23 protein-coding genes are annotated in these 21,795 nt (G+C 63.4%); 19 read left to right on the top strand and 4 right to left on the bottom strand.

What is annotated here, in order from left to right:
• The first annotated feature begins 19 nt into the window (after positions 1 to 19).
• Complete coding sequence (locus LB568_RS09275) at positions 20 to 790, top strand: sulfite exporter TauE/SafE family protein (protein ID WP_140573078.1); 771 nt, start codon at positions 20 to 22, stop codon at positions 788 to 790.
• Between the two features lie 41 nt (positions 791 to 831).
• Here the strand turns inward: LB568_RS09275 and LB568_RS09280 are convergent, their stop codons facing one another.
• Entirely contained in the window at positions 832 to 1,383 is a 552-nt protein-coding gene (locus LB568_RS09280) for a DUF2269 family protein (RefSeq protein WP_224729945.1), read from the bottom strand.
• A gap of 578 nt (positions 1,384 to 1,961) precedes the next feature.
• On the opposite strand from LB568_RS09280, the gene LB568_RS09285 reads away from it, so the two are divergent.
• The 5 genes from LB568_RS09285 to LB568_RS09305 all read left to right on the top strand — a co-directional run bounded on the left by LB568_RS09285 (position 1,962) and on the right by LB568_RS09305 (position 5,844).
• Positions 1,962 to 2,495, top strand: a complete 534-nt coding sequence (locus LB568_RS09285; RefSeq protein ID WP_140573080.1) for a DUF1465 family protein — start codon at positions 1,962 to 1,964, stop codon at positions 2,493 to 2,495.
• Positions 2,496 to 2,557: 62 nt separating this feature from the next.
• A complete protein-coding gene (gene ruvC, locus LB568_RS09290; protein ID WP_013892528.1) occupies positions 2,558 to 3,070 on the top strand; it encodes a crossover junction endodeoxyribonuclease RuvC in 513 nt (170 codons plus the stop codon).
• Positions 3,071 to 3,083: 13 nt separating this feature from the next.
• Complete coding sequence (gene ruvA / locus LB568_RS09295; RefSeq protein WP_013892529.1) at positions 3,084 to 3,704, top strand: Holliday junction branch migration protein RuvA; 621 nt, start codon at positions 3,084 to 3,086, stop codon at positions 3,702 to 3,704.
• Positions 3,705 to 3,747: 43 nt separating this feature from the next.
• Entirely contained in the window at positions 3,748 to 4,785 is a 1,038-nt protein-coding gene (gene ruvB / locus LB568_RS09300; protein ID WP_224729946.1) for a Holliday junction branch migration DNA helicase RuvB, read from the top strand.
• Positions 4,786 to 4,947: 162 nt separating this feature from the next.
• Complete coding sequence (locus LB568_RS09305) at positions 4,948 to 5,844, top strand: metallophosphoesterase (RefSeq protein ID WP_224729947.1); 897 nt, start codon at positions 4,948 to 4,950, stop codon at positions 5,842 to 5,844.
• A gap of 8 nt (positions 5,845 to 5,852) precedes the next feature.
• Here LB568_RS09305 and LB568_RS09310 read toward each other — a convergent pair whose 3' ends face one another.
• Positions 5,853 to 7,103 carry a glycoside hydrolase family 5 protein gene (locus tag LB568_RS09310; protein WP_224729948.1) on the bottom strand — a complete coding sequence of 417 codons (1,251 nt, stop codon included), beginning with the start codon at positions 7,101 to 7,103 and terminating at the stop codon, positions 5,853 to 5,855.
• Positions 7,104 to 7,160: 57 nt separating this feature from the next.
• Here LB568_RS09310 and ybgC point away from each other — a divergent pair, with 57 nt between their 5' ends.
• From ybgC to ftsH, 12 genes are all read left to right on the top strand, one after another.
• On the top strand, positions 7,161 to 7,634 hold the full coding sequence (gene ybgC, locus LB568_RS09315) for a tol-pal system-associated acyl-CoA thioesterase (protein ID WP_224729949.1): 474 nt from the start codon (positions 7,161 to 7,163) through the stop codon (positions 7,632 to 7,634).
• 131 nt (positions 7,635 to 7,765) lie between these two features.
• Positions 7,766 to 8,041 carry a type II toxin-antitoxin system ParD family antitoxin gene (locus tag LB568_RS09320; RefSeq protein WP_224729950.1) on the top strand — a complete coding sequence of 92 codons (276 nt, stop codon included), beginning with the start codon at positions 7,766 to 7,768 and terminating at the stop codon, positions 8,039 to 8,041.
• On the top strand, positions 8,031 to 8,345 hold the full coding sequence (locus LB568_RS09325) for a type II toxin-antitoxin system RelE/ParE family toxin (protein ID WP_224729951.1): 315 nt from the start codon (positions 8,031 to 8,033) through the stop codon (positions 8,343 to 8,345). The genes LB568_RS09320 and LB568_RS09325 overlap by 11 nt, the downstream gene beginning before the upstream one ends.
• 284 nt (positions 8,346 to 8,629) lie before the next feature.
• Positions 8,630 to 9,340, top strand: a complete 711-nt coding sequence (gene tolQ, locus LB568_RS09330; RefSeq protein ID WP_023766137.1) for a protein TolQ — start codon at positions 8,630 to 8,632, stop codon at positions 9,338 to 9,340.
• A 12-nt stretch (positions 9,341 to 9,352) separates the two neighbouring features.
• Positions 9,353 to 9,805, top strand: coding sequence for a protein TolR (tolR, locus tag LB568_RS09335; protein ID WP_013892535.1), 453 nt, complete (start codon positions 9,353 to 9,355; stop codon positions 9,803 to 9,805).
• 8 nt (positions 9,806 to 9,813) lie between these two features.
• Positions 9,814 to 10,971, top strand: a complete 1,158-nt coding sequence (locus LB568_RS09340; RefSeq protein WP_224729952.1) for a cell envelope integrity protein TolA — start codon at positions 9,814 to 9,816, stop codon at positions 10,969 to 10,971.
• Positions 10,972 to 11,010: 39 nt separating this feature from the next.
• The gene (tolB, locus tag LB568_RS09345) at positions 11,011 to 12,321 is read left to right on the top strand and encodes a Tol-Pal system beta propeller repeat protein TolB (RefSeq protein ID WP_412033905.1); all 1,311 of its coding nucleotides are present in this window, start codon (positions 11,011 to 11,013) and stop codon (positions 12,319 to 12,321) included.
• Between the two features lie 36 nt (positions 12,322 to 12,357).
• A complete protein-coding gene (locus tag LB568_RS09350; RefSeq protein ID WP_224729953.1) occupies positions 12,358 to 12,735 on the top strand; it encodes a four helix bundle protein in 378 nt (125 codons plus the stop codon).
• Positions 12,736 to 12,980: 245 nt separating this feature from the next.
• Positions 12,981 to 13,487 (top strand): peptidoglycan-associated lipoprotein Pal, encoded by a 507-nt coding sequence (gene pal / locus LB568_RS09355; protein ID WP_013892538.1) that lies wholly within the window; start codon positions 12,981 to 12,983, stop codon positions 13,485 to 13,487.
• A 222-nt stretch (positions 13,488 to 13,709) separates the two neighbouring features.
• A complete protein-coding gene (gene ybgF / locus LB568_RS09360) occupies positions 13,710 to 14,816 on the top strand; it encodes a tol-pal system protein YbgF (RefSeq protein ID WP_224729954.1) in 1,107 nt (368 codons plus the stop codon).
• Between the two features lie 40 nt (positions 14,817 to 14,856).
• The gene (tilS, locus tag LB568_RS09365) at positions 14,857 to 16,224 is read left to right on the top strand and encodes a tRNA lysidine(34) synthetase TilS (protein WP_224730104.1); all 1,368 of its coding nucleotides are present in this window, start codon (positions 14,857 to 14,859) and stop codon (positions 16,222 to 16,224) included.
• Positions 16,225 to 16,346: 122 nt separating this feature from the next.
• On the top strand, positions 16,347 to 18,275 hold the full coding sequence (ftsH, locus tag LB568_RS09370; protein ID WP_013892541.1) for an ATP-dependent zinc metalloprotease FtsH: 1,929 nt from the start codon (positions 16,347 to 16,349) through the stop codon (positions 18,273 to 18,275).
• Positions 18,276 to 18,402: 127 nt separating this feature from the next.
• Here ftsH and LB568_RS09375 read toward each other — a convergent pair whose 3' ends face one another.
• Together LB568_RS09375 and LB568_RS09380 are read right to left on the bottom strand one after the other, a co-directional pair.
• A complete protein-coding gene (locus tag LB568_RS09375) occupies positions 18,403 to 18,861 on the bottom strand; it encodes a hypothetical protein (protein WP_224729955.1) in 459 nt (152 codons plus the stop codon).
• Between the two features lie 217 nt (positions 18,862 to 19,078).
• Positions 19,079 to 19,927, bottom strand: coding sequence for a hypothetical protein (locus tag LB568_RS09380; RefSeq protein WP_013892543.1), 849 nt, complete (start codon positions 19,925 to 19,927; stop codon positions 19,079 to 19,081).
• 357 nt (positions 19,928 to 20,284) lie between these two features.
• Between LB568_RS09380 and glmM the strand changes: the two genes are divergently transcribed.
• Complete coding sequence (gene glmM, locus LB568_RS09385; RefSeq protein ID WP_224729956.1) at positions 20,285 to 21,637, top strand: phosphoglucosamine mutase; 1,353 nt, start codon at positions 20,285 to 20,287, stop codon at positions 21,635 to 21,637.
• Positions 21,638 to 21,795 lie beyond the last annotated feature (158 nt).

The raw sequence follows: 21,795 nt of genomic DNA on the forward strand, positions 1-21,795 counted from the left end.
TCCAGACCAGTCCCTCCCCATGTCAGGCCTGCTTCTCGATCCGTGGTTCTACGCGGCCGCCATTCCGGCGGTCATTCTGGTCGGCCTGTCCAAGGGCGGGTTCGGCGGCGCCGTCGGCTTCGTCGGCGTGCCGCTGATGGCATTGACCATGCCGCCGGTGCAGGCGGCTGCCATCCTGCTGCCCATCCTGTGCCTGATGGACATCGTCTCGGTGTGGACCTGGTGGGGCGTTTACGACCGCAAGATGCTGGTCGACATGATGCCGGGCGCGGTCATCGGAATCGGCCTCGGCTGGCTGACAGCTGCCCTGGTCACCGAGGAGGCGGTGCGGCTCATCGTCGGCGCCGTCGCCATCATCTTCGTGCTGCGCTGGCTCTATTTGCAGTTTCGCCATGGCTCGAGCCATGCCGCCGAACCCAACCGCGTGGCTGCCGCCCTGTGGGGCGCCGTCGCCGGCTTCACCAGCTTCGTCGCCCATGTCGGCGGCCCGCCCTTCCAGGTCTACGCCTTGCCTATCCGGCTCGACCCCAAGGTGCTCTCGGGCACGGCGGCGATCTTCTTTGCCGCCACCAATGCGTTGAAGCTCGTGCCCTATTTCGCGCTCGGCCAGTTCGACACCGCCAACCTGACGGCATCCGCTGCGCTGATGCCGCTGGCGCCGCTGTCGACCATCGCCGGCGCATGGCTGGTGCGGCGCATGCGGCCGGAGATTTTCTACCCCTTCACCTACGCCACGGTGGCGGTGGTGGCGCTGAAGCTGCTGTGGGACGGCGTCGCCGGCCTTATCTAGCAGGCGAGGCGGGTGTTCAGCCGCTCTCAGCGTTTGGGGGATCAGGCGGCGCTGGGCACAAGGCGACGGCTTCCGCCGAAGGCCAGCACGGCGCCCGTCACCAGGACCAGCACCATGCCGGCGAGAATGCCGATGTCATCCGCGGTCGGCTTGAGCACCATGTCGGCGACGATCACCAGCATCACCGCATAGTCGAAGCGTGCCGCGCTCATCATGCGCTGGCCAATGGCAAGCACGGAAGACGTGACGCCTTCCGTGGCGATCATCGCAGCCATGCGCTCGCCGGTCGGCTTGAAGATGAACATGCCGATCGAGAAGGTGGTGGCGTAGCCGACCAGGCCGATGATGATCCAAAGATCGGAGAAGCCGACCCAGAAGCCGCACATGACAAGGCCGAAGAGCAAGGTAAGCATCGACATCGGTGCGAAGAAACGCCCGCCCAACTGCCCACTGGCACGCATCGCCTGAAGCTTGTCCTCGATGTTGCCGGCGCGTTCGGCAAGCATACCGAGCAGAAACAGTACGAAGCCGCCGCCGACCCACAAGGTGGCTGAGACGATGTGGAGAAATTTGACGATCGAATACCAGTCCATCGGTTGCTCCTGGAATATTTTCGGGTTGCCGCGGCGGAGCGGACATGCGCCAGCCGTCAGAGGAGCGGGCGTTTAGCGCAGCGCCTGTTTCGGAACGATGTCGCGAAAAACCGCCTGTGTTTCGGCGGTTCGATCGGCGCGGCTCCCGGCAACAGCCCGGTGCGCGGTTTCGCCAGAGCGAATTTCGAAACAGGCTCCGAGCCTGAAGCGAGGTTTGGTCCGTGTGCTGTTACGGCACAGGAGCGGGGCGTTCGGTCAAAAAACATCGGCGCCGTTAAGGGTCCATTAAGCTTTACAGGCGTTTACTATGTCCATCCAGTGATCTGGATTCTTACCGAGTGGTTGGAGCCACTTTGTTTGACGCCTCCCTGTTAAACTCCTGAGAGCCGCCTTATCCGCGGCTCTTTTTTTGTCCGCATTCCAGCGACATTGCGCGCACGGGATCGCTGTTAACCTTCTGTTAAACATGTGCTTGCCTTCACCCCTGGCGAAGCGCATTTTCAAGCATCAGTCTTATAGGGTCCCGGGTGTATCGGCAGTGAGCCGAATCGGCCGGTTGCAAGTGCAGGGGCGTATCCATGAACGAGGCTTCGAAGGGCAGTGCGAAAACCGTCAAACTGGCGGAGCGCCGGGTTTTTTCGCACTCCTTCAAACCGCTCTACCAGGAAGGCATGGGCCTGGTCGAACAGGCAGCGGAATATCTCGACGGCAAGGGCCGGGCCGAGGCCAAGAAGCTGTCGCGGCTGGCCGCCACGCTCTACGCGGCCGAATCGATGCGGCTGACCACCAGGCTGATGCAGGTTGCCTCGTGGCTGCTTTTGCAGCGCGCGGCCAATTCCGGCGAGATGACCCGCGACCAGGTCGCTTCGGAAAAATCCAAGGTGCGCCTCGACACGGCTTCCGCCCATAACGAGGCGGCCGGCTGGGCCGAACTGCCCGACGATTTCCTCGACCTCGTCACCCGCTCGCTGCGCCTGCAGGCGCTGGTGCGCCGCATGGACGAGGAGATCTACGGCGCCAGCGCCATGGTAGACATGCAGCCCGTGGCCCGCCGGGCCAATCCGGTTTCGGACCAGATCAGCCTGCTCAACACGGCTTTCGCCCGCAATTAGCTCCGTTTCTGGTTTGTTCACATTTTGCTGGCATCGCTGTCCGCCGGAGGTAAACTCGCCGGATGGGGGACGCGATTCGCATTATCGGGATTGATCCGGGGCTCAGGCGCACCGGCTGGGGCATCGTAGAGAGCCTCGGTAATTCCTTGCGCTTCGTCGCTTCCGGCACCGTGCGCTCCGAGGACAAGGCGGCGCTGGCAACGCGGCTTTGCCAGTTGCATGACGGGCTCGCCGAGGTTCTGCATGCGGCCATGCCGCACGAAGCGGCCGTCGAACAGACCTTCGTCAACAAGGACGCGGTGGCGACGCTGAAGCTCGGCCAGGCGCGCGGCATCGCCATGCTGGTGCCGGCGCGCGCCGGCCTCGTCGTCGCCGAATATGCGCCCAACGCCGTCAAAAAGGCGGTGATCGGCGTCGGCCATGGAGACAAGAAGCAGATCCACATGATGGTGAAGGTGCTGCTGCCGAAAGCGACCTTCGACACCGAACATGCCGCGGACGCGCTTGCGATCGCGATTTGCCACGCGCATCACCGGCAAAGCGTTGCCTACCGGATGGCGGCATTGGCATCATGAGAGGCTTTGCGGAATGATCGGCAAGCTCAAGGGCACGTTGGACGAGATCGACGAGGATCATTGCCTCGTCGACATCCATGGCGTCGGCTATGTCGCCTATTGCTCGGCGCGCACGTTGGCAGCACTGCCTTCTCCGGGCGAAGCGGTGGTGCTTTTCATCGAGACCTATGTGCGCGAGGATATGCTGCGCCTTTATGGCTTCCAGTCGCAGCTCGAGCGCGAGTGGTTTCGGCTGCTGATGAACAATGTGCCGGGCGTCGGCGCCAAGGTGGCGCTTGCCATCCTGTCGACGCTGACGCCGGCCGACCTCGCCAATGCGATCGCGCTGCGCGACATCGCCATGGTCAGCCGTGCGCCGGGTGTCGGCAAGAAAGTGGCCGAGCGCATCGTCACCGAATTGAAGAACAAGGCGCCGGCCTATGCCGGCGCCGCCTCTGGAACCATCGGCCTGAAGCAGGAACTCGGCGATGGCGTGGCGCCCGCGCCGATCACCGATGCCGTCTCGGCGCTGGTCAACCTCGGCTATTCGCGCGACACCGCCGCCAATGCGGTATCGGCGGCGCTGAAGACGGCGGGCGAGGACGCGGACGCCTCGAAGCTGATCCGCTTCGGGCTGAAGGAACTGGCGCGGTGAGGGCTCGCTTGTCCGTTTCCCGGCCATATGCGAGGAAGACGGCATGAGCCTAGCGCCCCGCCTGATTGCTCCCGAAAAACGCGGCGAGGATGCCGAGCAGACCTTGCGGCCGCAGACGCTTGACGATTTCGTCGGCCAGGCGGCGGTGCGGGCCAACCTCAAAGTGTTCATCGAGGCCGCCAAGGGCCGCAACGAGGCGCTCGACCATGTGCTGTTCGTCGGCCCGCCGGGGCTCGGCAAGACCACGCTGGCGCAGATCATGGCGCGCGAGCTCGGCGTCAATTTCCGCTCGACCTCCGGCCCGGTCATCGCCAAGGCCGGCGATCTCGCGGCACTGCTCACCAATCTCGAAGAAGGCGACGTGCTGTTCATCGACGAGATCCACCGGCTGAACCCGGCGGTGGAGGAAATCCTCTACCCGGCGATGGAGGATTTCCAGCTCGACCTGATCATTGGCGAGGGGCCGGCGGCGCGTTCGGTCAAGATCGACCTTGCCCGGTTCACGCTGGTCGCCGCCACGACGCGGCTTGGCCTGCTCACCAATCCGCTGCGTGACCGTTTCGGCATTCCGGTGCGGCTTAATTTCTATACGGTCGAGGAATTGGAACAGATCGTGCGGCGCGGTGCGCGCATCCTGCAAATGCCGCTCGGCGACGATGGCGCGCTCGAGATCGCGCGGCGCGCGCGCGGCACGCCACGCATCGCCGGCCGGCTGCTGCGCCGGGTGCGCGATTTCGCTTCGGTGGCCGGCGACGGTCATGTCGACCGCCTGATCGCCGACGAGGCGCTGACCCGGCTGGAGGTCGACGCGCTCGGCCTGGACGCGCTCGACCGCCGGTATCTGTCGATGATCGCCCGCAATTTCGGTGGCGGGCCGGTCGGCATCGAGACGATCGCGGCCGGCCTGTCCGAGCCGCGCGACGCCATCGAAGACATCATCGAGCCCTATCTGATCCAGCAGGGCTTCATCCAGCGCACGCCACGCGGACGCGTGCTGACGGCCAATGCCTGGCGACACCTCGGCATCGACGCGCCGATGGATCTGGCGCAGCAGCAGATCAACCTATTCCAGGAAGAGTAGCGGCGCCAATGATCAGGCACGGGTTTCCAGACCCAATGATCAAGCATCTGTGAACGTCCTGCGCAAAATCTACTCGTCTTTGCCGATTTGCCGGCGCAATCGTGGACTTTATCGGCGCTGCCTCGCGGCACGCCGCCGCGATCGAAGCGCCGGAGCCATAGAATGATAACCAGACGCGGGTTCCTGCGCTTCATGGGCGGGTCGTTCCTGTCGGTCGCCGCTTTCAGCGCCTACGCGGTCGGCATCGAGCCGATGCTGCTGACGCATGTCAAACGCTATGCGCTGACGCCGCCGCACTGGCCGGCGGGGTTGAAGCTGCGTGTCGTCGCCCTGGCCGACATCCATGCCTGCCGGCCGTGGATGACGCAGGAGCGCATCGCATCGCTTGTCGAAGAGGCGAATGCCTTGCAACCGGACCTGATCGTGCTGCTTGGCGACTACATCGCCGGCATGCGCCTGGTTTCGCAAAGGGTGACGCCACCGCAATGGGCCGGCGCCCTGTCAGGGCTCAAGGCGCCGCTCGGCGTGCTGTCGATCCTTGGCAATCACGACTGGTGGAACGACGGCTTCGCGCAGCGGGCAGGGATTGGGCCGACGATTGCACGAAAGGCATTGGAGAAAGTCGGCATTCCGGTGCTCGAAAACGATGCCGTGCACCTGGAAAAGGATGGGCATGGTGTCTGGATCGCGGGGCTCGCCGATCAGCTGGCCCTGCTGCCGACCAAAAAGGGCGACAGGCCCAAGGGGCTGGACGATCTCGACGGCACGCTGGCCAAGGTCAGCGATAGCTCGCCTGTCATCTTGCTGGCGCACGAGCCGGATATCTTCCCGAAAGTGCCATGGCGGGTTTCGCTGACGCTGTCGGGACACACCCATGGCGGGCAGGTGCGGCTGTTCGGTTATTCGCCGATCGTGCCGTCGCGTTACGGCAATCGCTACGCCTACGGCCATGTCGTGGAAAGCGACCGCAACCTGATCGTCTCAGGCGGACTTGGCTTCAGCAATTTGCCCATCCGTTTCGGAATGCGTCCGGAAATCCTGTCGATCGACCTTGGCTGATGCGTGGTTCAGCGCAGGTTGCGGATTGCCTTCATCACGTCCGGCTCGGCCTTGTCGCCGTTGAAGGCGTCGACGATGCCGAACGCGCCGCCATAGCTCCACACCGACCATGAGAAACCGTGCGCCTCGGCGCGCGCGATCATGTCGCTGACATAGGCGGCGCGGTACTCGGGCGGCATCACGTAGGAATTGCCGTATTCCTGGCGGATCATGCCGAACTCGCCCAGCGTGATGTTTTCCGGCTTGATGCTGTTGGCCTTCGCCCACGCCTCGACCTTCTTGAACGGCGCGTCCATGAGGCCGTCGAGCTTGTCGGGGCTGTCCATGCTGGCGACCTGTTCGTCGAGATAGGCAAGCAGGCCGCTCTGCCGTGTCCATGGCGCCTCGGCCTTGATCCGGGCGCGGATGGTGTCCAGCGTCATGTCGAGCTGCGCCTTCGGCAAGGCGGTCAGCGGATAGGGAAGGCCAGTCACATAGGGGATGAAGTCGCCGGCCCAGGTCGCGCCCTGATGGGTGAGCAGGAACGGATCGTAGGAATGGAAGGTCCAGATGACATTGTCATCGGGAATGGCCTTCGGATCGATCTTCTCCAGCGACGACGCCGCGGAATAGCAGGCGCCGGTCAGCACCAGGGTGAGTTTCGTCGCCGAGGATCGGGCGGCGGCGAACAATTTCTGCTGGCGGTCGGGCCACAGGCTGGTGCCGTCGCTGTCGCAATCGACGATCGGTTCGTTCATCAATTCGAAGGCGACCTTCTTGGGATCCTCACCGGCCAGGGTGCGGGCCATCTTGCGCACCATGTCGACATAAAGCTCGAAGGTCCGCGGGTCGTCCATCACCTCAGCCATACCGATCTTGCGGCTGCCGCCGGCGGGGATCAGATGCATGTCGACGATCACCTTCAGGCCGGCGCGGTTGATCATGCGCACCGAGTCCAGCACGCTGGCATAGAGGTCGTCGCGCAACGCCGTTGTCTGGTCGGACAGCAAGGGCGAGGGGTCGACCGGCATGCGCAGGAAATCGAAGCCGGCCTGCTTCAGTGCCTTGAGATCGTCCTCCCCAAGGAACTTGCGCCACTCGGGATAGGGCAGGATGGCCTTGGCGTCACCCCATTGGTCCTCGCCGGGCCAGGTGACCCACTGGTCGAGGTTGAGGCCACGCTTCATCGTGAAAGTCGCCGCCTGGCCGGGCCACGCCAGGGCCACGAGCACCAGCAGCGCCGCCATCAAACTCTTGATCATCGCCGTCAACAGTGCCATCCGATGCTTTGTCGCGTGGAGGACTGGTGCCTCGCTGCGGCTGAAAAAGGAAGCGCAATGGACGATCATGGTGAATCGGCGACGCTGCTGGCCGGGCTTTCCGGTGCGCTGACGGCGTCCGGGCATCGGCTGATGGCGCGGGTCTACTATGCCGACACCGATTTTTCGGGTGTTGTCTACCACGCGCGTTATCTCGAATTCCTCGAGCGCGGCCGCTCCGACTATCTCAGGCTCACCGGCGTGCATCACACCGAACTTGCCGATGGCAAGCATGGCGAAAGAATAGTCTGGGTGGTGCGGCGCATGGAGATCGACTTCCGTATCCCCGCCCGCATCGACGATATCCTGACCGTCGACACCCGCACCGAGGCCATTTCCGGAGCTCGCATCTTCATGGCGCAGCAGCTCAAACGCGGCGACGAGGTGCTGGTCGAAGCCAAGGTCGAGGCGGCGATCATAGGCGAGAATGGCCGGCCGAGACGCTTCCCCAAGGAATGGATCGCGGCGTTCATGCCCAGGTCTGGTGCGTAGGCTGATTGAACGGATTGCCCCTGGCGGCGCTAAAGCTCATCAATCTGGTTTTCAGCGGGGGTGGCGCGCCAGAAAATAGTATGACAGTGTCATACACTGTGCTATGAAGAAGGGGCAAGGAAACATTCGCCATGAGAACCAGCAAGCCCATAAGCGTAACGCTCGGACGCCAGCAGAGCAGCCTCGACGCCCGCCTGGCGTCGGGAGCGTATGATTCCGCGAGCGAAGTCATGCGTGCCGCGCTTCGCGCCCTTGACCGCGAGGAACAGGTCATCGCCGCCATCATGCGAGCCAAGGTGCAGGAGGCTCTCGACGATCCGCGCGCGGACATCCCTGCCGAGGACGTGTTCAAGGCATTGCGCGAGCACCATGCAGACCGGATGAAGGTCGCCACGCGTGACGCATAGGGCCATTTTCAGACCCTCGGCGCAATCCGATCTCTTTGCCATTTACAATTACATCGAAAAGGAAAGCAGTGCCGCGCGTGCCGGTGGCTATATCGACCGCATTGAGGCAGCATGCATGGCGCTATCCACGTTCCCGGAACGTGGCATCGTTCGCGACGCCGTCGGATCCGGCGTCCGCGTCGTCGGCTTCGAACGTCGTGCGTCGATCCTGTTTCGGGTCGACGCGGAGCAGGTGCTGATCCTGCGTATCCTCTATGGCGGGCAGGACTACCCCACCTATTATGTGGACGAAACGGACTTCTAGCCGCATCGCACAAACCTTATGTCTGCCCTTATGTCTGCGCCCCGGCCACGCCATCGGGCGCGGCAATGCGCCGCGCCTTACGGACTAACCCATCCTTAACCATAACGGTTCATGAAGAGATTGGTGAAGATTGGCGCTATCCAGCGCCTTCCTTTCACCAATATTTGCCCCGAAAAGGCCGCGAAAGGCTCGACTTGGGGTGCCCGGTAGCTTCGTGCGAACCGACCACAAGGGATGCCAGGGGCCAGCCGCCAGCTTCGCCCGGAAATCTTAAGGACGTAACGATGGAAAATATCGCACTCGCCGAACCGGGCGCGCAATTGTCGATTTGGGCGCTGTTCATGCAGGCCAGCTGGGTGGTCAAGCTGGTCATGATCGGGCTGCTTTGTGCCTCGGTCTGGACCTGGGCGATCATCATCGACAAGCTGGTTGCCTATGGCCGCATGCGGCTGGCGCTCAACCGCTTCGAGCAGGTCTTCTGGTCGGGACAGTCGCTGGAGGAACTCTACCGCACGCTCGCCGACCGCAAGACGTCAGGTATGGGCGCCATTTTCGTCGCCGCCATGCGTGAGTGGAAGAAGAGCTTCGAGAAAGGTGCAAAAACGCCGCTCGGGCTGCAAACCCGCATCGACAAGGCCATGGACCTGGCGCTGACCCGCGAGATGGAGAAGCTGGAGGGGCGCCTCGGCTTCCTCGCCACCACCGGCTCGGCCGCCCCCTTTATCGGCCTGTTCGGCACCGTCATCGGCATCATGACCTCGTTCCAGGCCATCGCCGGCTCCAAGAACACCAGCCTTGCGGTGGTCGCGCCCGGTATCGCCGAGGCGCTGCTGGCGACGGCCATCGGCCTGCTCGCCGCCATTCCCGCCGTCATCGCCTACAACAAACTGTCGTCCGACGCGAGCAAGATAGCGGTGCGCATGGAAGGGTTCTCCGACGAGTTCTCCGCCATACTCTCGCGCCAAATCGATGAAAAAGTCGCGCCGAAGGCCTGAGGAGCACAAAAGATGGGTATGTCCGTAGGCATGGCAGGGCGCGGCGGGCGCGGCCACCGGCGGCGCGGCCGTCACCATGGGCTGATGTCGGAAATCAACGTCACGCCGATGGTCGACGTCATGCTGGTGCTGTTGATCATCTTCATGGTCGCCGCACCGATGCTGACGGTTGGCGTGCCGATCGACCTGCCGGATACGCAGGCCAAGGCGATGAACGCCGACACGCAGCCGATCACCGTCTCGATCGATGCCGCGGGTAAGATCTATCTGCAGGAGACCGAGATTCCGATCGAGGAGTTGGTAGCCAAGCTGCAGGCGATCTCGAAGACCGGCTATGAGGAGCGCATCTTTATTCGTGGCGACAAATCCACCGACTACGGCACGGCGATGAAGGTGATGGCCCGCATTTCGGCCGCCGGCTACAAGAACATCGGCCTGGTTTCACTGCAGGAACAGGATCAGTAGACAAGACGATGAAGACCGGCCTCACCACATCGGTGATCCTGCACACGGCGGTGCTGGCCTTCGGCCTGTTCACCCTGTCGGCTCCGGCCGCGCTGCCGTCGGCCGATGTCGAGTCGGTCGCGGTCGATATCGTGCCGATGGAAGCCATCGCGCAGACATTGCAGGGCGACAAGAAGGCCGTGATGCATGAAAAGCCGGCGCCGTTGCCGACGCAGCGTCCCGATATCGTGCCGGATGCGCAGAAGGTCGGCGAGAACAGCGTCGACACCGACAAGCCGATAACGCCGGAAGCCAAGCCCAAGCCGGTCGATACGACCTCGGCTCCGCCGCCTGCGCCGACTCCCAAGGAAGCGCCGAAGACCGAGGACGTGCCGAAGCCACAGGAAAAGCCCAAGCCCATTCCGGCGACGGAAGTGGCGCCGGCGCCGCAGCCCAAGGAAGAGGTCAAGCCCGAGCCGGTCAAGCAGGTGGAGCCCAAGCCGACGCCGGCCAAGCCGGCGCCGACCCCGCCGCCGCAGGACAAGACCGCCGCTATCGATCCGACGCCCGAGGTCAAGCCTGATGCGGTCGCCGAGGCCATAGCGAAGGACCCGCCGACCGAAGAGACCCAATTGCCGAGTTCGGCGCCGGCGCCGGAAGCGCGGCCGAAGCCGCAGCCGGCACAAGCGGAAAGCGCCAAGGCGCCGGACCGCAAGGATGCCGACAAGCCGGTCAAGGAAGCGTCGTCCAAGCCTAAGTCCGACGACAAGCAGTTCAACGCCGACGAAATCTCTGCTCTCCTCGACAAGCAGAAGCCGTCCGGCGGCGGCGCCAAGCGTTCGACCCAGCAAGCCTCGCTCGGCGGTGACAAGGATCAGGGCCAGAAGCTCTCGAAGTCCGAACAGGGGACTCTGGAAAGCCAGCTGGGCGGCTGCTGGACGCTGCCGGCCGGGCTGGAAGGCTCGGAGAGTTTCGTCGTGGTGGTGCGCTTCAACCTGGACAACTCCGGCAAGCTCGATGGTCGTCCGTCCGTAGAAAAATCGAGCGGCAACCGGCAGTTCGATGAGAGCGCGGTCCGTGCGGTGCAGAAATGCGACGTGGCCGGGCTGCAGGTTCCCGCCGGCAAGCAAGACATCTGGAACGACATCCGGGTCACCTTCGATCCAAGGGAAATGCTCGGCCTCTAGGCCCGGTTATCCGAAAATCAGTATGAGAAGCGAGAAGACATGAAATCAATCCTCAAGCCGCTCCTGATGATCGCAGCGATGGCGATGGGAATGACCGCCGCCAGCACGCTGCCGGCGCTGGCGCTGGTCGAGCTCAACGTCAACAAGGGCAATGTCGAGCCGTTGCCGATCGCCATCACGGATTTCCAGGGCGGCGATGCGCTTGGTGCCCAGATCTCGCAAATCATCACCGCCGATCTCAAGCGCTCCGGCTTGTTCGCGCCGATCGACAAGAGTGCCTTCATCGAGAAGATCTCGAACCCGGATGCCGCACCCCGCTTCGACGACTGGAAGGTGATCAACGCCCAGGCGCTGGTCACCGGCAGCGTCAGCAAGGAGGCCGATGGGCGCATCCGCGCGCAGTACCGGCTGTGGGATACCTTTGCCGGCCAGCAGATGTCGGGCGAGCAATTCTTCGCCAACGATGCCAACCAGCGCCGCGTCGCCCACATCATTGCCGACGCCATCTATGAGCGGCTGACCGGCGAGAAGGGCTATTTCGACACGCGCGTCGTCTTCATCGACGAGTCCGGCGCCAAGAACGCGCGCAAGAAGCGCCTTGCCATCATGGACCAGGATGGCGCCAACGTCCGCTATCTCTCGGACGGCCGATCGATCGTCCTGACGCCGCGCTTCTCGCCGAACCGGCAAGAGATCACCTACATGTCCTATGAAAGCGGCCAGCCGCGGGTCTATCTCCTGCAGATCGAGACCGGGCAGCGCGAACTCGTCGGCAACTTCCCCGGCATGACGTTTGCGCCGCGCTTCTCGCCTGATGGCCAGAAGGTGATCATGAGCCTGCTGCGCGACGACGGCAATTCCAACATCTTCGCCATGGATCTGCGCAGCCGCTCGACGACGCGGCTGACCAACTCGACCGCCATCGACACCTCGCCTTCCTATTCGCCGGACGGCAGCAAGGTCGTGTTCACATCCGATCGTGGCGGCCGCGCGCAGATCTACGTGATGGGCGCGGACGGCTCCGGCCAGACCCGCATCTCCTTCGGCGACGGCGTCTATTCGACGCCGGTGTGGTCGCCACGCGGCGACCTCATCGCCTTCACCAAGCAGACCGGCGGCGAATTCCAGATCGGCGTCATGAAGACCGACGGTTCGGGCGAGCGCATCCTGTCGTCGGGCTTCCAGCAGGAAGGGCCGACCTGGGCGCCGAACGGCCGCGTCCTGATGTTCTTCCGCGACGCCAATGGTGGTCCGAAACTCATTTCGGTCGATCTCACCGGCCGCAACGAGCAGCCGATCCCGACTTCGAATTTTGCGTCCGATCCGGCCTGGTCGCCCTTGCTTGAATAGGGGAATTGAAGAACTGAGGAATTGAAGAACTGAGGAATGGAGAAGCAGGGAGGCTACGTTGGGCGCGCCAGGGACCTCGAGGTCTACAAGCGGGCCTATGCTGTTTCTCTCGAGATTCACAAAGCCACGCTTGCCTTTCCCAAGATCGAGCAATATGCGCTCGCCGATCAATTGCGCCGTTCAAGCAAGGCGATCTGCGCGAATCTGGCTGAGGGGTTTGCCAAACAACCTCACTCCAAAGCTGAATTCGCGCGGTTCATTTCAATGGCGATGGGATCATGCAGCGAGGTGGAGACGTGGATTTCCTACGCATCCGACCTTGAGTACATCTCGAAGACACAACTCGACAGGTGGCAGCAGTTCTATAGCCATATCTACGGGATGCTGGTGAATCTCAGAGCAGCGCTGAAGTGACCTCTTTCTCCAACTCTTCAATTCTCCAGTTCTTCAATTCCCCTTTTTCCACGCCTTCGTCGCGTTTTGGCCGTATTTCCGCCTAGGGTCCGCGCCAATTGTGACCCCGGGGATAACAGCTGCGGACGGGTAGCTAAACCTAATATTAACCGTGTTTCTTGAATGCCGGTTAACCCAAACGTGGTTACTGGGTGATCAACGAAATCACTCGAATACGATCACTCGAAATACGAAGGAGAGGCGGCATGGGCCGTATCGCAGCACTTACCAGAAACCCGGTCATGATCGCGCTGGTGGCGATGCTCGCCATCGCCGGTTGCGCCTCGAAGAAGACGCCGAACAGCGCCGCTGATCTCGGCCTCAACGGCGCGGGTGCCGCAACGCCCGGCTCGGCGCAGGACTTCACCGTCAACATCGGCGACCGCATCTTCTTCGACACGGACTCGTCCTCGATCCGCGCCGATGCGCAGACGACGCTCGCCCGGCAGGCGCAGTGGCTGAACCAGTACAAGCAGTATGCCATCGTCGTCGAAGGCCATGCCGACGAACGCGGCACGCGCGAATACAATCTGGCACTCGGTGCCCGCCGCGCCGCCGCCGCCCGCGACTTCCTCGTTTCCAAGGGTGTCGCTTCCAGCCGCCTGAAGACCATTTCCTACGGCAAGGAACGCCCGGTCGCGGTGTGCGACGACATCTCGTGCTGGTCGCAGAACCGCCGTGCGGTCACCACGCTCAGCGGCGCCGGTTCCTGATCGGCGCAGGGCCGTCCAGGCTGCGCCAGGAGAAGGCGCGGCGGTAGCGGCAGAAATGCAACACAGCTTTGCGAAAGGCGGCCTCCGGGCCGCCTTTTTCATATCCGGCTGCCCGAAACAAAATTTGGCCGAAGTCTCGCGCCCTGCTATGAGCCGAGGGCGCTTGGCTGGTCTCATGGTGATTGGAATGCGCGAACAACTAACGACACACGCGAGAGGCACATGCATTTGAGATCGGTTCTGAGCGGCACGCTTGCGCTGCTGCTCCTATCAGGCGTCACAGCCTCGGCTAGCGGCTTGGGGGCTGGCGGCGCGGGGCAATCAACCGGCAGCGGCTTTTCCTTCCACCTGCCGTCGATCGAGTTGCCCAGCCTGTTCGGCGACAAGAAGAAACCGGATCAGGTCCAGCTTGCACAGCAGTCGAACGGCGCCGGCGCAACCGCGCTCGAGGATCAGCTGCGGCAGATGAACGGCAAGATCGAGGAACTCAATTTCCAGATCCTGCAGATGCAGGAACAGATCCGCAAGCAGCAGGAAGACAACGAGTTCCGCTTCCAGCAGCTCGAAGGCGGGGCGCAAGGCGGACAAGCACCGGCACAGAAGAAGTCGGATGCCGGCACCAACAACGACGTGGCCTCGGCCCCCGCGACCCAGGCGCCGGCCGATGCCGGCGCCGCGGCCGGCAGCGATCAGTCCGCCGGCGGCAAGACGGTCGAGGACGTCATCGTCGAATCGCCCGATGGCGACCCGGGCAAGGTGATCCCTGGAAAGGGAGCACCGGAAAAGACCTTTGGTTCCATCACCGTCGACAAGAACGGCAATGTGATCGACGCCGGCGGCAACACCCAGGCGACCGCGCCGGCACAGGATGCCGCTCCGGCCACCGGTGCGCCGGCCAAGGCCGGCAAGTCCGACGGCACGGTGGTCGCGGCGCTGCCCGCCACCAACGATCCGGAGGAGCTTTACCGCAATTCCTATCAGTTCATCCTGTCGGGCGACTACGGCACGGCCGAGCAGGGGTTCCGCGATCACATCTCGCGCTTCCCCAGGGATGCCAAGACGGCCGACGCGCATTACTGGCTGGGCGAGTCGCTGCTGGGCCAGCAGAAATTCCGCGACGCGGCCGAGGTTTTCCTCGCTGCCAGCAAGGACTATCCCAAGGCCAAGAAAGCGCCGGACATGCTTTTGAAGCTCGGCGTGTCGCTGGTCGGTCTCAAGCAGCATGACGTCGCCTGCGCTACTTTCGGCGAGATCGGCAAGCGTTATCCCGACATTTCCAGCGCCCTCAAGGAACGCGTCAAGCAGGAGAAGGCACTGGCTGCGTGCTGATTTTTCGCCTGCATGTCCCAGCCCAAGAACCGGGATGTTGATGCTCGATTCCGGGCCTGATCTTTCGACCAGACTTTTTTCGCATATCGATTTCACCAACGGCGCTGTTGCGGCCGTATCCGGCGGCAGCGATTCGACCGCCCTGCTTCTGCTTCTCAAACATCATCTCGATCGATCCGCGCCGTCCGCCAAGCTGTTGGCGGTGACCATCGACCATGGCCTGCGGCAGGACTCGGCGGCGGAGGCGCAAGCCGTGGCGAAGCTGTGCGCGGAGCGGGGCATCGCCCACCGCACCATGATCTGGTCCGGGCGCAAGCCTTCGACCGGTCTGCCGGCGGCGGCACGGGAGGCGCGCTACCGGTTGCTGGCAAGCGCTGCCCGCGCGGAAGGCATCGGCCTGATCGTGACCGGCCACACCGCCGACGACCAGGCCGAGACGGTGCTGATGCGCCACGCCCGCGACGGGAGCCTGGGCCATGTACAGGGACGGGGGCTGGCCGGCATGGCGCCGGCCACGCTCTACGACTGGCGCGAATGGATCGTGCGGCCGCTGCTGGGCACGCGGCGCGCGGCACTGCGCGATTTCCTGCAAAGCAAACATGTCGGCTGGGCAGAGGATCCGACCAACAGCGACGAGAGCTTCGAGCGACCGCGCGTGAGAGCGGCACTTGCCGGCGACAATGTCCGCCGCATGGACGAGGCTTTGGTCCTGGCCAGCCAGGCTGCCATCGAGCGCGGACAGCTTGGTCTCGATGCTGCCGACCTGATCCGGCGTTTTGCCAGCCAGCCAGCCACAGGCCTTGTGCGCCTCGACCCGCAACTGCTCTCGACCGGCGACGAGCGCGCGGCCATCTATGCGTTGCGTATCCTGCTGGCGACCGTCGGAGGGCTTGCCTTCCTGCCGGACCAGGCCCGCGGCGAGGTGCTGTTCGGCCGGCTGAAGGCCGGATTTCTTTGTGCCACATTGTCGCGGACGGTGGTCGATTTCCGGCGTGCCGGCATCTTCCTGCGCCGCGAGGCGCGTGGCTTGCCGCCGGCCGCCGCGGCCATCGACAACGCCATCTGGGATGGCCGCCGCCACATCACATTGAACGACAGCTCCGCCGGATTGTTGATCACGCCGCTGGGTGCGGCAGCAGCGAAGCGGCTGCCGATCGACGCGGGAGAAACCCCGGCAAGCCTGATGCGCGCTGCGTTGGCTGCGGAACCGACATCGCGGCAAGCCTTTGAAAACCCTGATGTGCCGCAGGGCGAACCGGCATCGCCAGGGTTCGACGCGCGGCCGGTCGTTGCGCCTTTTGCCCGGTTCCTGCCATCCTTCGACCTGGCGCCGGCGCGGGCCATCGCCGGCCTGATTGGCGCGCCATCGCTGCCCGCCTTGCCTTCCGGCGGCCACAGTGCCGGTTGACGGTGGTCGAAAGCTTAACCCAGACATGCTGTTCTGCTTGGCAAGGGGGGACGCTCTCCCTATGTTAGGCGCAAGTTTCCTCTCATGATGCTGTCCGCAAGCGGACGCCAACGGGACAATTGATGAATCCGAACTATCGCAACCTCGCGCTCTGGGCGATCATAGCGGTCCTGCTCATCGCCCTGTTCAATCTGTTCCAGACGCCGCAGACGCGCGGGGCTTCGAGCGATGTGCCTTATTCGCAGTTCCTCCAGGATGTCGGCGCCGGCCGGGTCAAGACGGTGACCATCGCGGGTGCCCGCATCACCGGCACCTACACCGACAATTCCAGCGGCTTCCAGACCTATTCACCCGGCGATCCCCAGCTGGTTTCGCGGCTGCAGGACAAGAACGTCACAATCAACGCGCGGCCAGAGACCGACGGCTCCAACTCGCTGTTCGGTTACCTGATCTCCTGGCTGCCGATGATCCTTATTCTCGGTGTCTGGATATTCTTCATGCGCCAGATGCAGTCCGGATCCGGGCGCGCCATGGGTTTTGGCAAGTCGAAGGCCAAGCTTCTGACCGAGGCGCATGGCCGCGTCACCTTCCAAGACGTCGCCGGCGTAGACGAAGCCAAGGAAGATTTGGAAGAGATCGTCGAATTCCTGCGCGATCCGCAGAAGTTCCAGCGCCTCGGCGGCAAGATTCCGCGCGGCGTGCTGCTGGTCGGCCCTCCCGGCACCGGCAAGACGCTGCTTGCCCGCTCGGTCGCCGGCGAAGCCAACGTGCCGTTCTTCACCATTTCCGGCTCGGACTTCGTCGAAATGTTCGTCGGCGTCGGCGCCAGCCGCGTGCGCGACATGTTCGACCAGGCCAAGAAGAATGCGCCCTGCATCATCTTCATCGACGAAATCGACGCTGTCGGCCGCCATCGCGGCGCCGGCCTCGGCGGTGGCAATGACGAGCGCGAGCAGACGCTGAACCAGCTGCTGGTCGAGATGGACGGTTTCGAGTCCAACGAAAGCATCATTCTGATCGCCGCCACCAACCGTCCCGACGTGCTCGATCCGGCGCTGTTGCGTCCGGGCCGTTTCGACCGCCAGGTGGTGGTCCCGAACCCCGACATCGTCGGCCGCGAGAAAATCCTCAAGGTGCATGTGCGCAACGTGCCGCTGGCGCCTAATGTCGATCTCAAGGTCGTGGCCCGCGGCACGCCGGGCTTTTCCGGCGCCGACCTGATGAACCTCGTCAACGAATCGGCGCTGATGGCGGCGCGGCGCAACAAGCGCCTCGTCACCATGGCCGAGTTCGAGGACGCCAAGGACAAGATCATGATGGGCGCGGAGCGCCGCTCGTCGGCCATGACCCAGGCCGAGAAGGAGCTGACCGCCTATCACGAGGCCGGTCACGCCATCCTGGCGCTCAACGTGCCGTCGGCCGATCCGCTGCATAAGGCCACTATCATCCCGCGCGGCCGCGCGCTCGGAATGGTCATGCAGTTGCCGGAAGGCGATCGCTATTCGATGAGCTACAAATACATGATCTCGCGCCTCGCCATCATGATGGGTGGCCGCGTCGCCGAGGAGTTCAAGTTCGGCAAGGAGAACATCACCTCGGGCGCGTCCTCGGACATCGAACAGGCGACCAAGCTGGCACGCGCCATGGTCACGCGCTGGGGCTTCTCCGACAAGCTCGGCCATGTCGCCTATGGCGACAACCAGGAGGAAGTGTTCCTCGGCCATTCGGTGGCGCGCACGCAGAACATCTCGGAAGAGACCGCGCAGATCATCGACGCCGAAGTGCGCCGCCTGATCGACGAGGCCTATTCGACGGCGAAGTCCATCCTGACCAAGAAGAAGAAGGAATGGATCGCACTGGCGCAGGGCCTGCTCGAATACGAGACGCTGTCGGGCGACGAGATCAAGCAACTGATCGCGGGCAACAAGCCCGCGCGAGATTTGGGGGATGATACCCCTCCGAGCCGCGGCTCGGCCGTGCCGAAGTCCGGTGGTCGCCGCAAGAAGGGGCCCGAGCCCGAAGGCGGCATGGAGCCGCAGCCGTCAAGCTGAATGCGCTGCACCTTTGCGATGGAGGCGGAATGATTTCAGGTCGATCGACCTGAAATCATTCGCTTTTCAAGCACCCTGCCTGCATTCGCTCAGGCGCTTGGCGCTTCGGGGTTTGCCGGATGGTTCCTCATGATTCAGCTTTCAGCCGCGCATTGCACAGGCTGTAATAGCCGCCGCCCTTCTGGATCCAGCGAAGGCCGTCCAACGTACCCGCCTCCTTGTTGCCGTGGTAACCCTGCAGGCAGGTTTTCATCCGTGCCTTGGCGGGCTTTTCGGTCTTGAACTCGGCGGCGAGGGTAGTCGGGAATGTGACGCCCGCCGGCGCCACGGTGGGGGCGGACGCCGGACTGGCTTCGTCCTTCGGCTGCTGCGCGGTTTTGGCCGTATCTGCGCTGACACCCTCGGCGAGGGACGTCGCGCATTTCTCCTTACGGAAAGCGGCCCAGTCCATGCCGTTCAGTGTGCCGCCCTCCTTGGCGGTTCGATAGGTTTCGCTGCATTCCTTCATCGTCAGTGCGCTTGCAGGGGCGACGCTCCAAGAAACCAATGCCGTCGCGGCCAATACCGCCAATTTCAAACTGGACATAAGACCCTCCTAGTTGATAACAAGTTTGACGTCTTTTTGTATACTTTTTGTTCTTGTTATGTTCAACAGGAATCTTTTGCCAAGAGCACACGAACTGATGGGACCGACAACTCGGTCATGTACACAAGCGAGCAAGCCGGGGCGCTGTCATGCGCAACAAAAAGCCCGCGAACCTCGCGGCTCGCGGGCCTATATTTTTTCAGAATGCTGCTGGAGATCAGCTCTTCAGCTTGGCATTGCACAGGCTGTAGAAACCGCCGCCCTTCTGGATCCACTTCAGGCCGCCAAGCGCGTTAGCGTCCTTGAGGGTGTAATACTGGTCAAGGCAGGTATGCATGCGGCCCTTTCCGGGGGTCTCGCTGGCATATTTCGGCGAGATCGCGGACGGGAAGGTAACGCCCTTGGGCGCGACCGTCGTCGGCTTTGCCGGCTCCTTGGTATAGCTCGCCTCGCTGGGGGCAGGCACGGTGTCGTCATCGGAGGCACCGGCACCGCATTCGGCCTTGCGGAAGTCGTTCCACTTCATGCCCTTCAGCGTGTTCGCCGTCTTGGCAGCCTGGTACTTGGTGCTGCACTCGGCCATGCTCAGGCCCTTGCCGCCGTCTGCGGGAGCCGCGGCTGCCTTTGTGGTGGCCGGCTTGGTCGTGTCGGTGGCAGCGGATGCGCCGGCGGCGCACTCGGCCTTGCGGAAGTCGTTCCACTTCATGCCGTTCAGCGTGCCGGCGGACTTCGCCGCCTGGTACTTGGCGCTGCATTCCTTGGCCGTCAGGCCCTTGGCCGTGCTGTCGGCGGCGGCAGCCTTTGCTGCCTTGGCGGGCTTGGTTTCGGCAGCCTTGGTTTCGGCCTTGGTGGTGGCGGCCGGCTTGGTGTCGGTGGTGGCGGCGGCGTCGGTGCCGCACTGCGCCTTGCGGAACTGGTTCCAGGTCTGTCCGGAAAGGGTCCCCGCGTCCTTGGCCGCGTTATACTTCGTGCTGCATTCGGCCATCGTCAGTGCGTTGGCTGGCGCGGCCAGGAACAACGTCACGACGGCGAGGCCGGTCAAAGTGGCAAGTCGGTGGATGAGCATAGCGTTTCTCCGTTGCAGCAGCCCATGATACGTCCCTGCGAATCAATAACGCTCAACGGTCGGTTGCGCCAGATGCTAAGTAGCGTATATGTCGCCGAAAGCCGGAGCCTCGCGGCAAGGTGATGAAATTGTTCGGACTGTTGGACTTGAGGACAAGTTTTTCCAGGTGCATCTACGCTGAAAGGCTAACGTGACTGGTATATTGCGACGTGGCAGTCTCAGCAGGTCAGGGTGTGTGCAGTGCACAACAATGATTTTCTAAGGAATGGTAACATATAATCACACAATGTGATCAAAGGGCGCGGGCCAATTGTGGCATGACGTGCCGGCTAAGAACAATCAGGGATGCTGGTTAGCATGGCGGGAAATTACTTCGGCACGGACGGCATTCGCGGGCGCGCCAACAAGTTTCCAATGACCGCGGAAATCGCCATGCGGGTCGGCATGGCCGCCGGCCTTTCGTTCCAGCGCGGCAACCATCGCCATCGTGTCGTTCTGGGCAAGGATACCAGGCTTTCCGGCTACATGATCGAGAACGCCATGGTGGCCGGTCTTTGCGCCGCCGGCATGGATGTGTTCCTGCTCGGCCCCATCCCGACGCCGGCGGTGGCCATGCTGGTGCGTTCGCTGCGGGCCGACATCGGCGTCATGATCTCGGCTTCGCACAACCCCTATTACGACAACGGCATCAAGCTGTTCGGGCCCGATGGCTACAAGCTCTCCGACGAGATCGAAGAGCGCATCGAGAGCATGCTCGACAAGGATATCGAACTGGCGCTCGCCGATTCCGACGGGCTTGGCCGGGCCAAGCGCGTCGACGGCGTGCATGACCGCTACATCGAATTCGCCAAGCGCACCTTGCCGCGCTCGATGTCGCTTTCGGGCCTCAGGATCGTCGTCGATTGCGCCAATGGCGCGGCCTACAAGGTGGCGCCCGAGGCGCTGTGGGAACTCGGCGCCGAAGTCGTGGCCATCAATGTCGAACCCAACGGCTTCAACATCAACAAGGAATGCGGCTCGACCCATCCGGCGGGGCTGCAGAAGAAAGTGCACGAAGTGCGCGCCGACATCGGCATCGCGCTCGACGGCGACGCCGACCGCGTCGTCATCGTCGATGAAAATGGCGCCATCGTCGACGGCGACCAGATCATGGCACTGATCGCCGAGTCCTGGCACCAGAGCGGGCGGCTTGCCGGCGGCGGCGTCGTTTCGACGGTCATGTCCAATCTCGGGCTGGAACGGTTCCTCGGCGACATGAAGCTGCAATTGCACCGCACCAAGGTCGGCGACCGCTACGTCGTGGAGCATATGCGCGCGCACGGGCTCAATGTCGGCGGCGAACAGTCGGGCCACATCGTGCTGTCGGATTTCTCGACCACCGGCGACGGCCTCGTCTCGGCGCTGCAGGTGCTGGCCTGCATCAAGCGGCAGGGCAGGCCGGTCAGCGAACTGTCGAAGAAGTTCGAGGCGGTGCCGCAACTCCTGAAGAATGTCCGCATCGCGGGCGGCAAGCCGCTCGAGGAAGCCCCGGTCAAGGCCGCCATCGAGGATGCCCGTCATCGCCTCGGCAAGGCCGGGCGGCTGGTCATCCGGCCATCGGGCACCGAACCGCTGATCCGTGTCATGGCCGAGGGCGACGATCCGCAACTGGTCGAGGCCGTCGTCAACGACATCGTCGAGGTCATCTCCGAAACCCGCAGCGCCGCCTGATCTCCGGCGCGCGCCGCGGCTTCGCCCTGGTTACATCGAAGGCCCGCCCCTCCGGCGGGCTTTTTTCGTTGGCGGCAGGACCGATCCCGCTCTCGATAATTACCCTCGAATGCTTCGGATTCTAGAGATTCGTGGTTAATCGACAGGGTTAAATGCCT

The sequence above is a fragment of the Mesorhizobium sp. B263B2A genome (assembly GCF_020165775.1).
Lineage (GTDB): Bacteria > Pseudomonadota > Alphaproteobacteria > Rhizobiales > Rhizobiaceae > Mesorhizobium > Mesorhizobium opportunistum.

Bases quoted from the DNA above. Each gene is read 5' to 3' on its own strand.
- LB568_RS09340 (WP_224729952.1), top strand. From the start codon at position 9,814: ATGAAGACCGGCCTCACCACATCGGTGATCCTGCACACGGCGGTGCTG.
- LB568_RS09350 (WP_224729953.1), top strand. From the start codon at position 12,358: ATGGAGAAGCAGGGAGGCTACGTTGGGCGCGCCAGGGACCTCGAGGTC.
- ruvA (WP_013892529.1), top strand. From the start codon at position 3,084: ATGATCGGCAAGCTCAAGGGCACGTTGGACGAGATCGACGAGGATCAT.
- LB568_RS09375 (WP_224729955.1), bottom strand. From the start codon at position 18,861: ATGTCCAGTTTGAAATTGGCGGTATTGGCCGCGACGGCATTGGTTTCT.
- ruvB (WP_224729946.1), top strand. From the start codon at position 3,748: ATGAGCCTAGCGCCCCGCCTGATTGCTCCCGAAAAACGCGGCGAGGAT.
- ybgC (WP_224729949.1), top strand. From the start codon at position 7,161: ATGGACGATCATGGTGAATCGGCGACGCTGCTGGCCGGGCTTTCCGGT.
- LB568_RS09280 (WP_224729945.1), bottom strand. From the start codon at position 1,383: ATGGACTGGTATTCGATCGTCAAATTTCTCCACATCGTCTCAGCCACC.
- tolR (WP_013892535.1), top strand. From the start codon at position 9,353: ATGGGTATGTCCGTAGGCATGGCAGGGCGCGGCGGGCGCGGCCACCGG.
- tolQ (WP_023766137.1), top strand. From the start codon at position 8,630: ATGGAAAATATCGCACTCGCCGAACCGGGCGCGCAATTGTCGATTTGG.
- LB568_RS09275 (WP_140573078.1), top strand. From the start codon at position 20: ATGTCAGGCCTGCTTCTCGATCCGTGGTTCTACGCGGCCGCCATTCCG.
- LB568_RS09305 (WP_224729947.1), top strand. From the start codon at position 4,948: ATGATAACCAGACGCGGGTTCCTGCGCTTCATGGGCGGGTCGTTCCTG.
- ybgF (WP_224729954.1), top strand. From the start codon at position 13,710: ATGCATTTGAGATCGGTTCTGAGCGGCACGCTTGCGCTGCTGCTCCTA.
- tilS (WP_224730104.1), top strand. From the start codon at position 14,857: ATGCTCGATTCCGGGCCTGATCTTTCGACCAGACTTTTTTCGCATATC.
- LB568_RS09320 (WP_224729950.1), top strand. From the start codon at position 7,766: ATGAGAACCAGCAAGCCCATAAGCGTAACGCTCGGACGCCAGCAGAGC.
- LB568_RS09380 (WP_013892543.1), bottom strand. From the start codon at position 19,927: ATGCTCATCCACCGACTTGCCACTTTGACCGGCCTCGCCGTCGTGACG.
- tolB (WP_412033905.1), top strand. From the start codon at position 11,011: ATGAAATCAATCCTCAAGCCGCTCCTGATGATCGCAGCGATGGCGATG.
- ruvC (WP_013892528.1), top strand. From the start codon at position 2,558: ATGGGGGACGCGATTCGCATTATCGGGATTGATCCGGGGCTCAGGCGC.
- glmM (WP_224729956.1), top strand. From the start codon at position 20,285: ATGGCGGGAAATTACTTCGGCACGGACGGCATTCGCGGGCGCGCCAAC.
- LB568_RS09285 (WP_140573080.1), top strand. From the start codon at position 1,962: ATGAACGAGGCTTCGAAGGGCAGTGCGAAAACCGTCAAACTGGCGGAG.
- pal (WP_013892538.1), top strand. From the start codon at position 12,981: ATGGGCCGTATCGCAGCACTTACCAGAAACCCGGTCATGATCGCGCTG.
- ftsH (WP_013892541.1), top strand. From the start codon at position 16,347: ATGAATCCGAACTATCGCAACCTCGCGCTCTGGGCGATCATAGCGGTC.
- LB568_RS09310 (WP_224729948.1), bottom strand. From the start codon at position 7,103: ATGGCACTGTTGACGGCGATGATCAAGAGTTTGATGGCGGCGCTGCTG.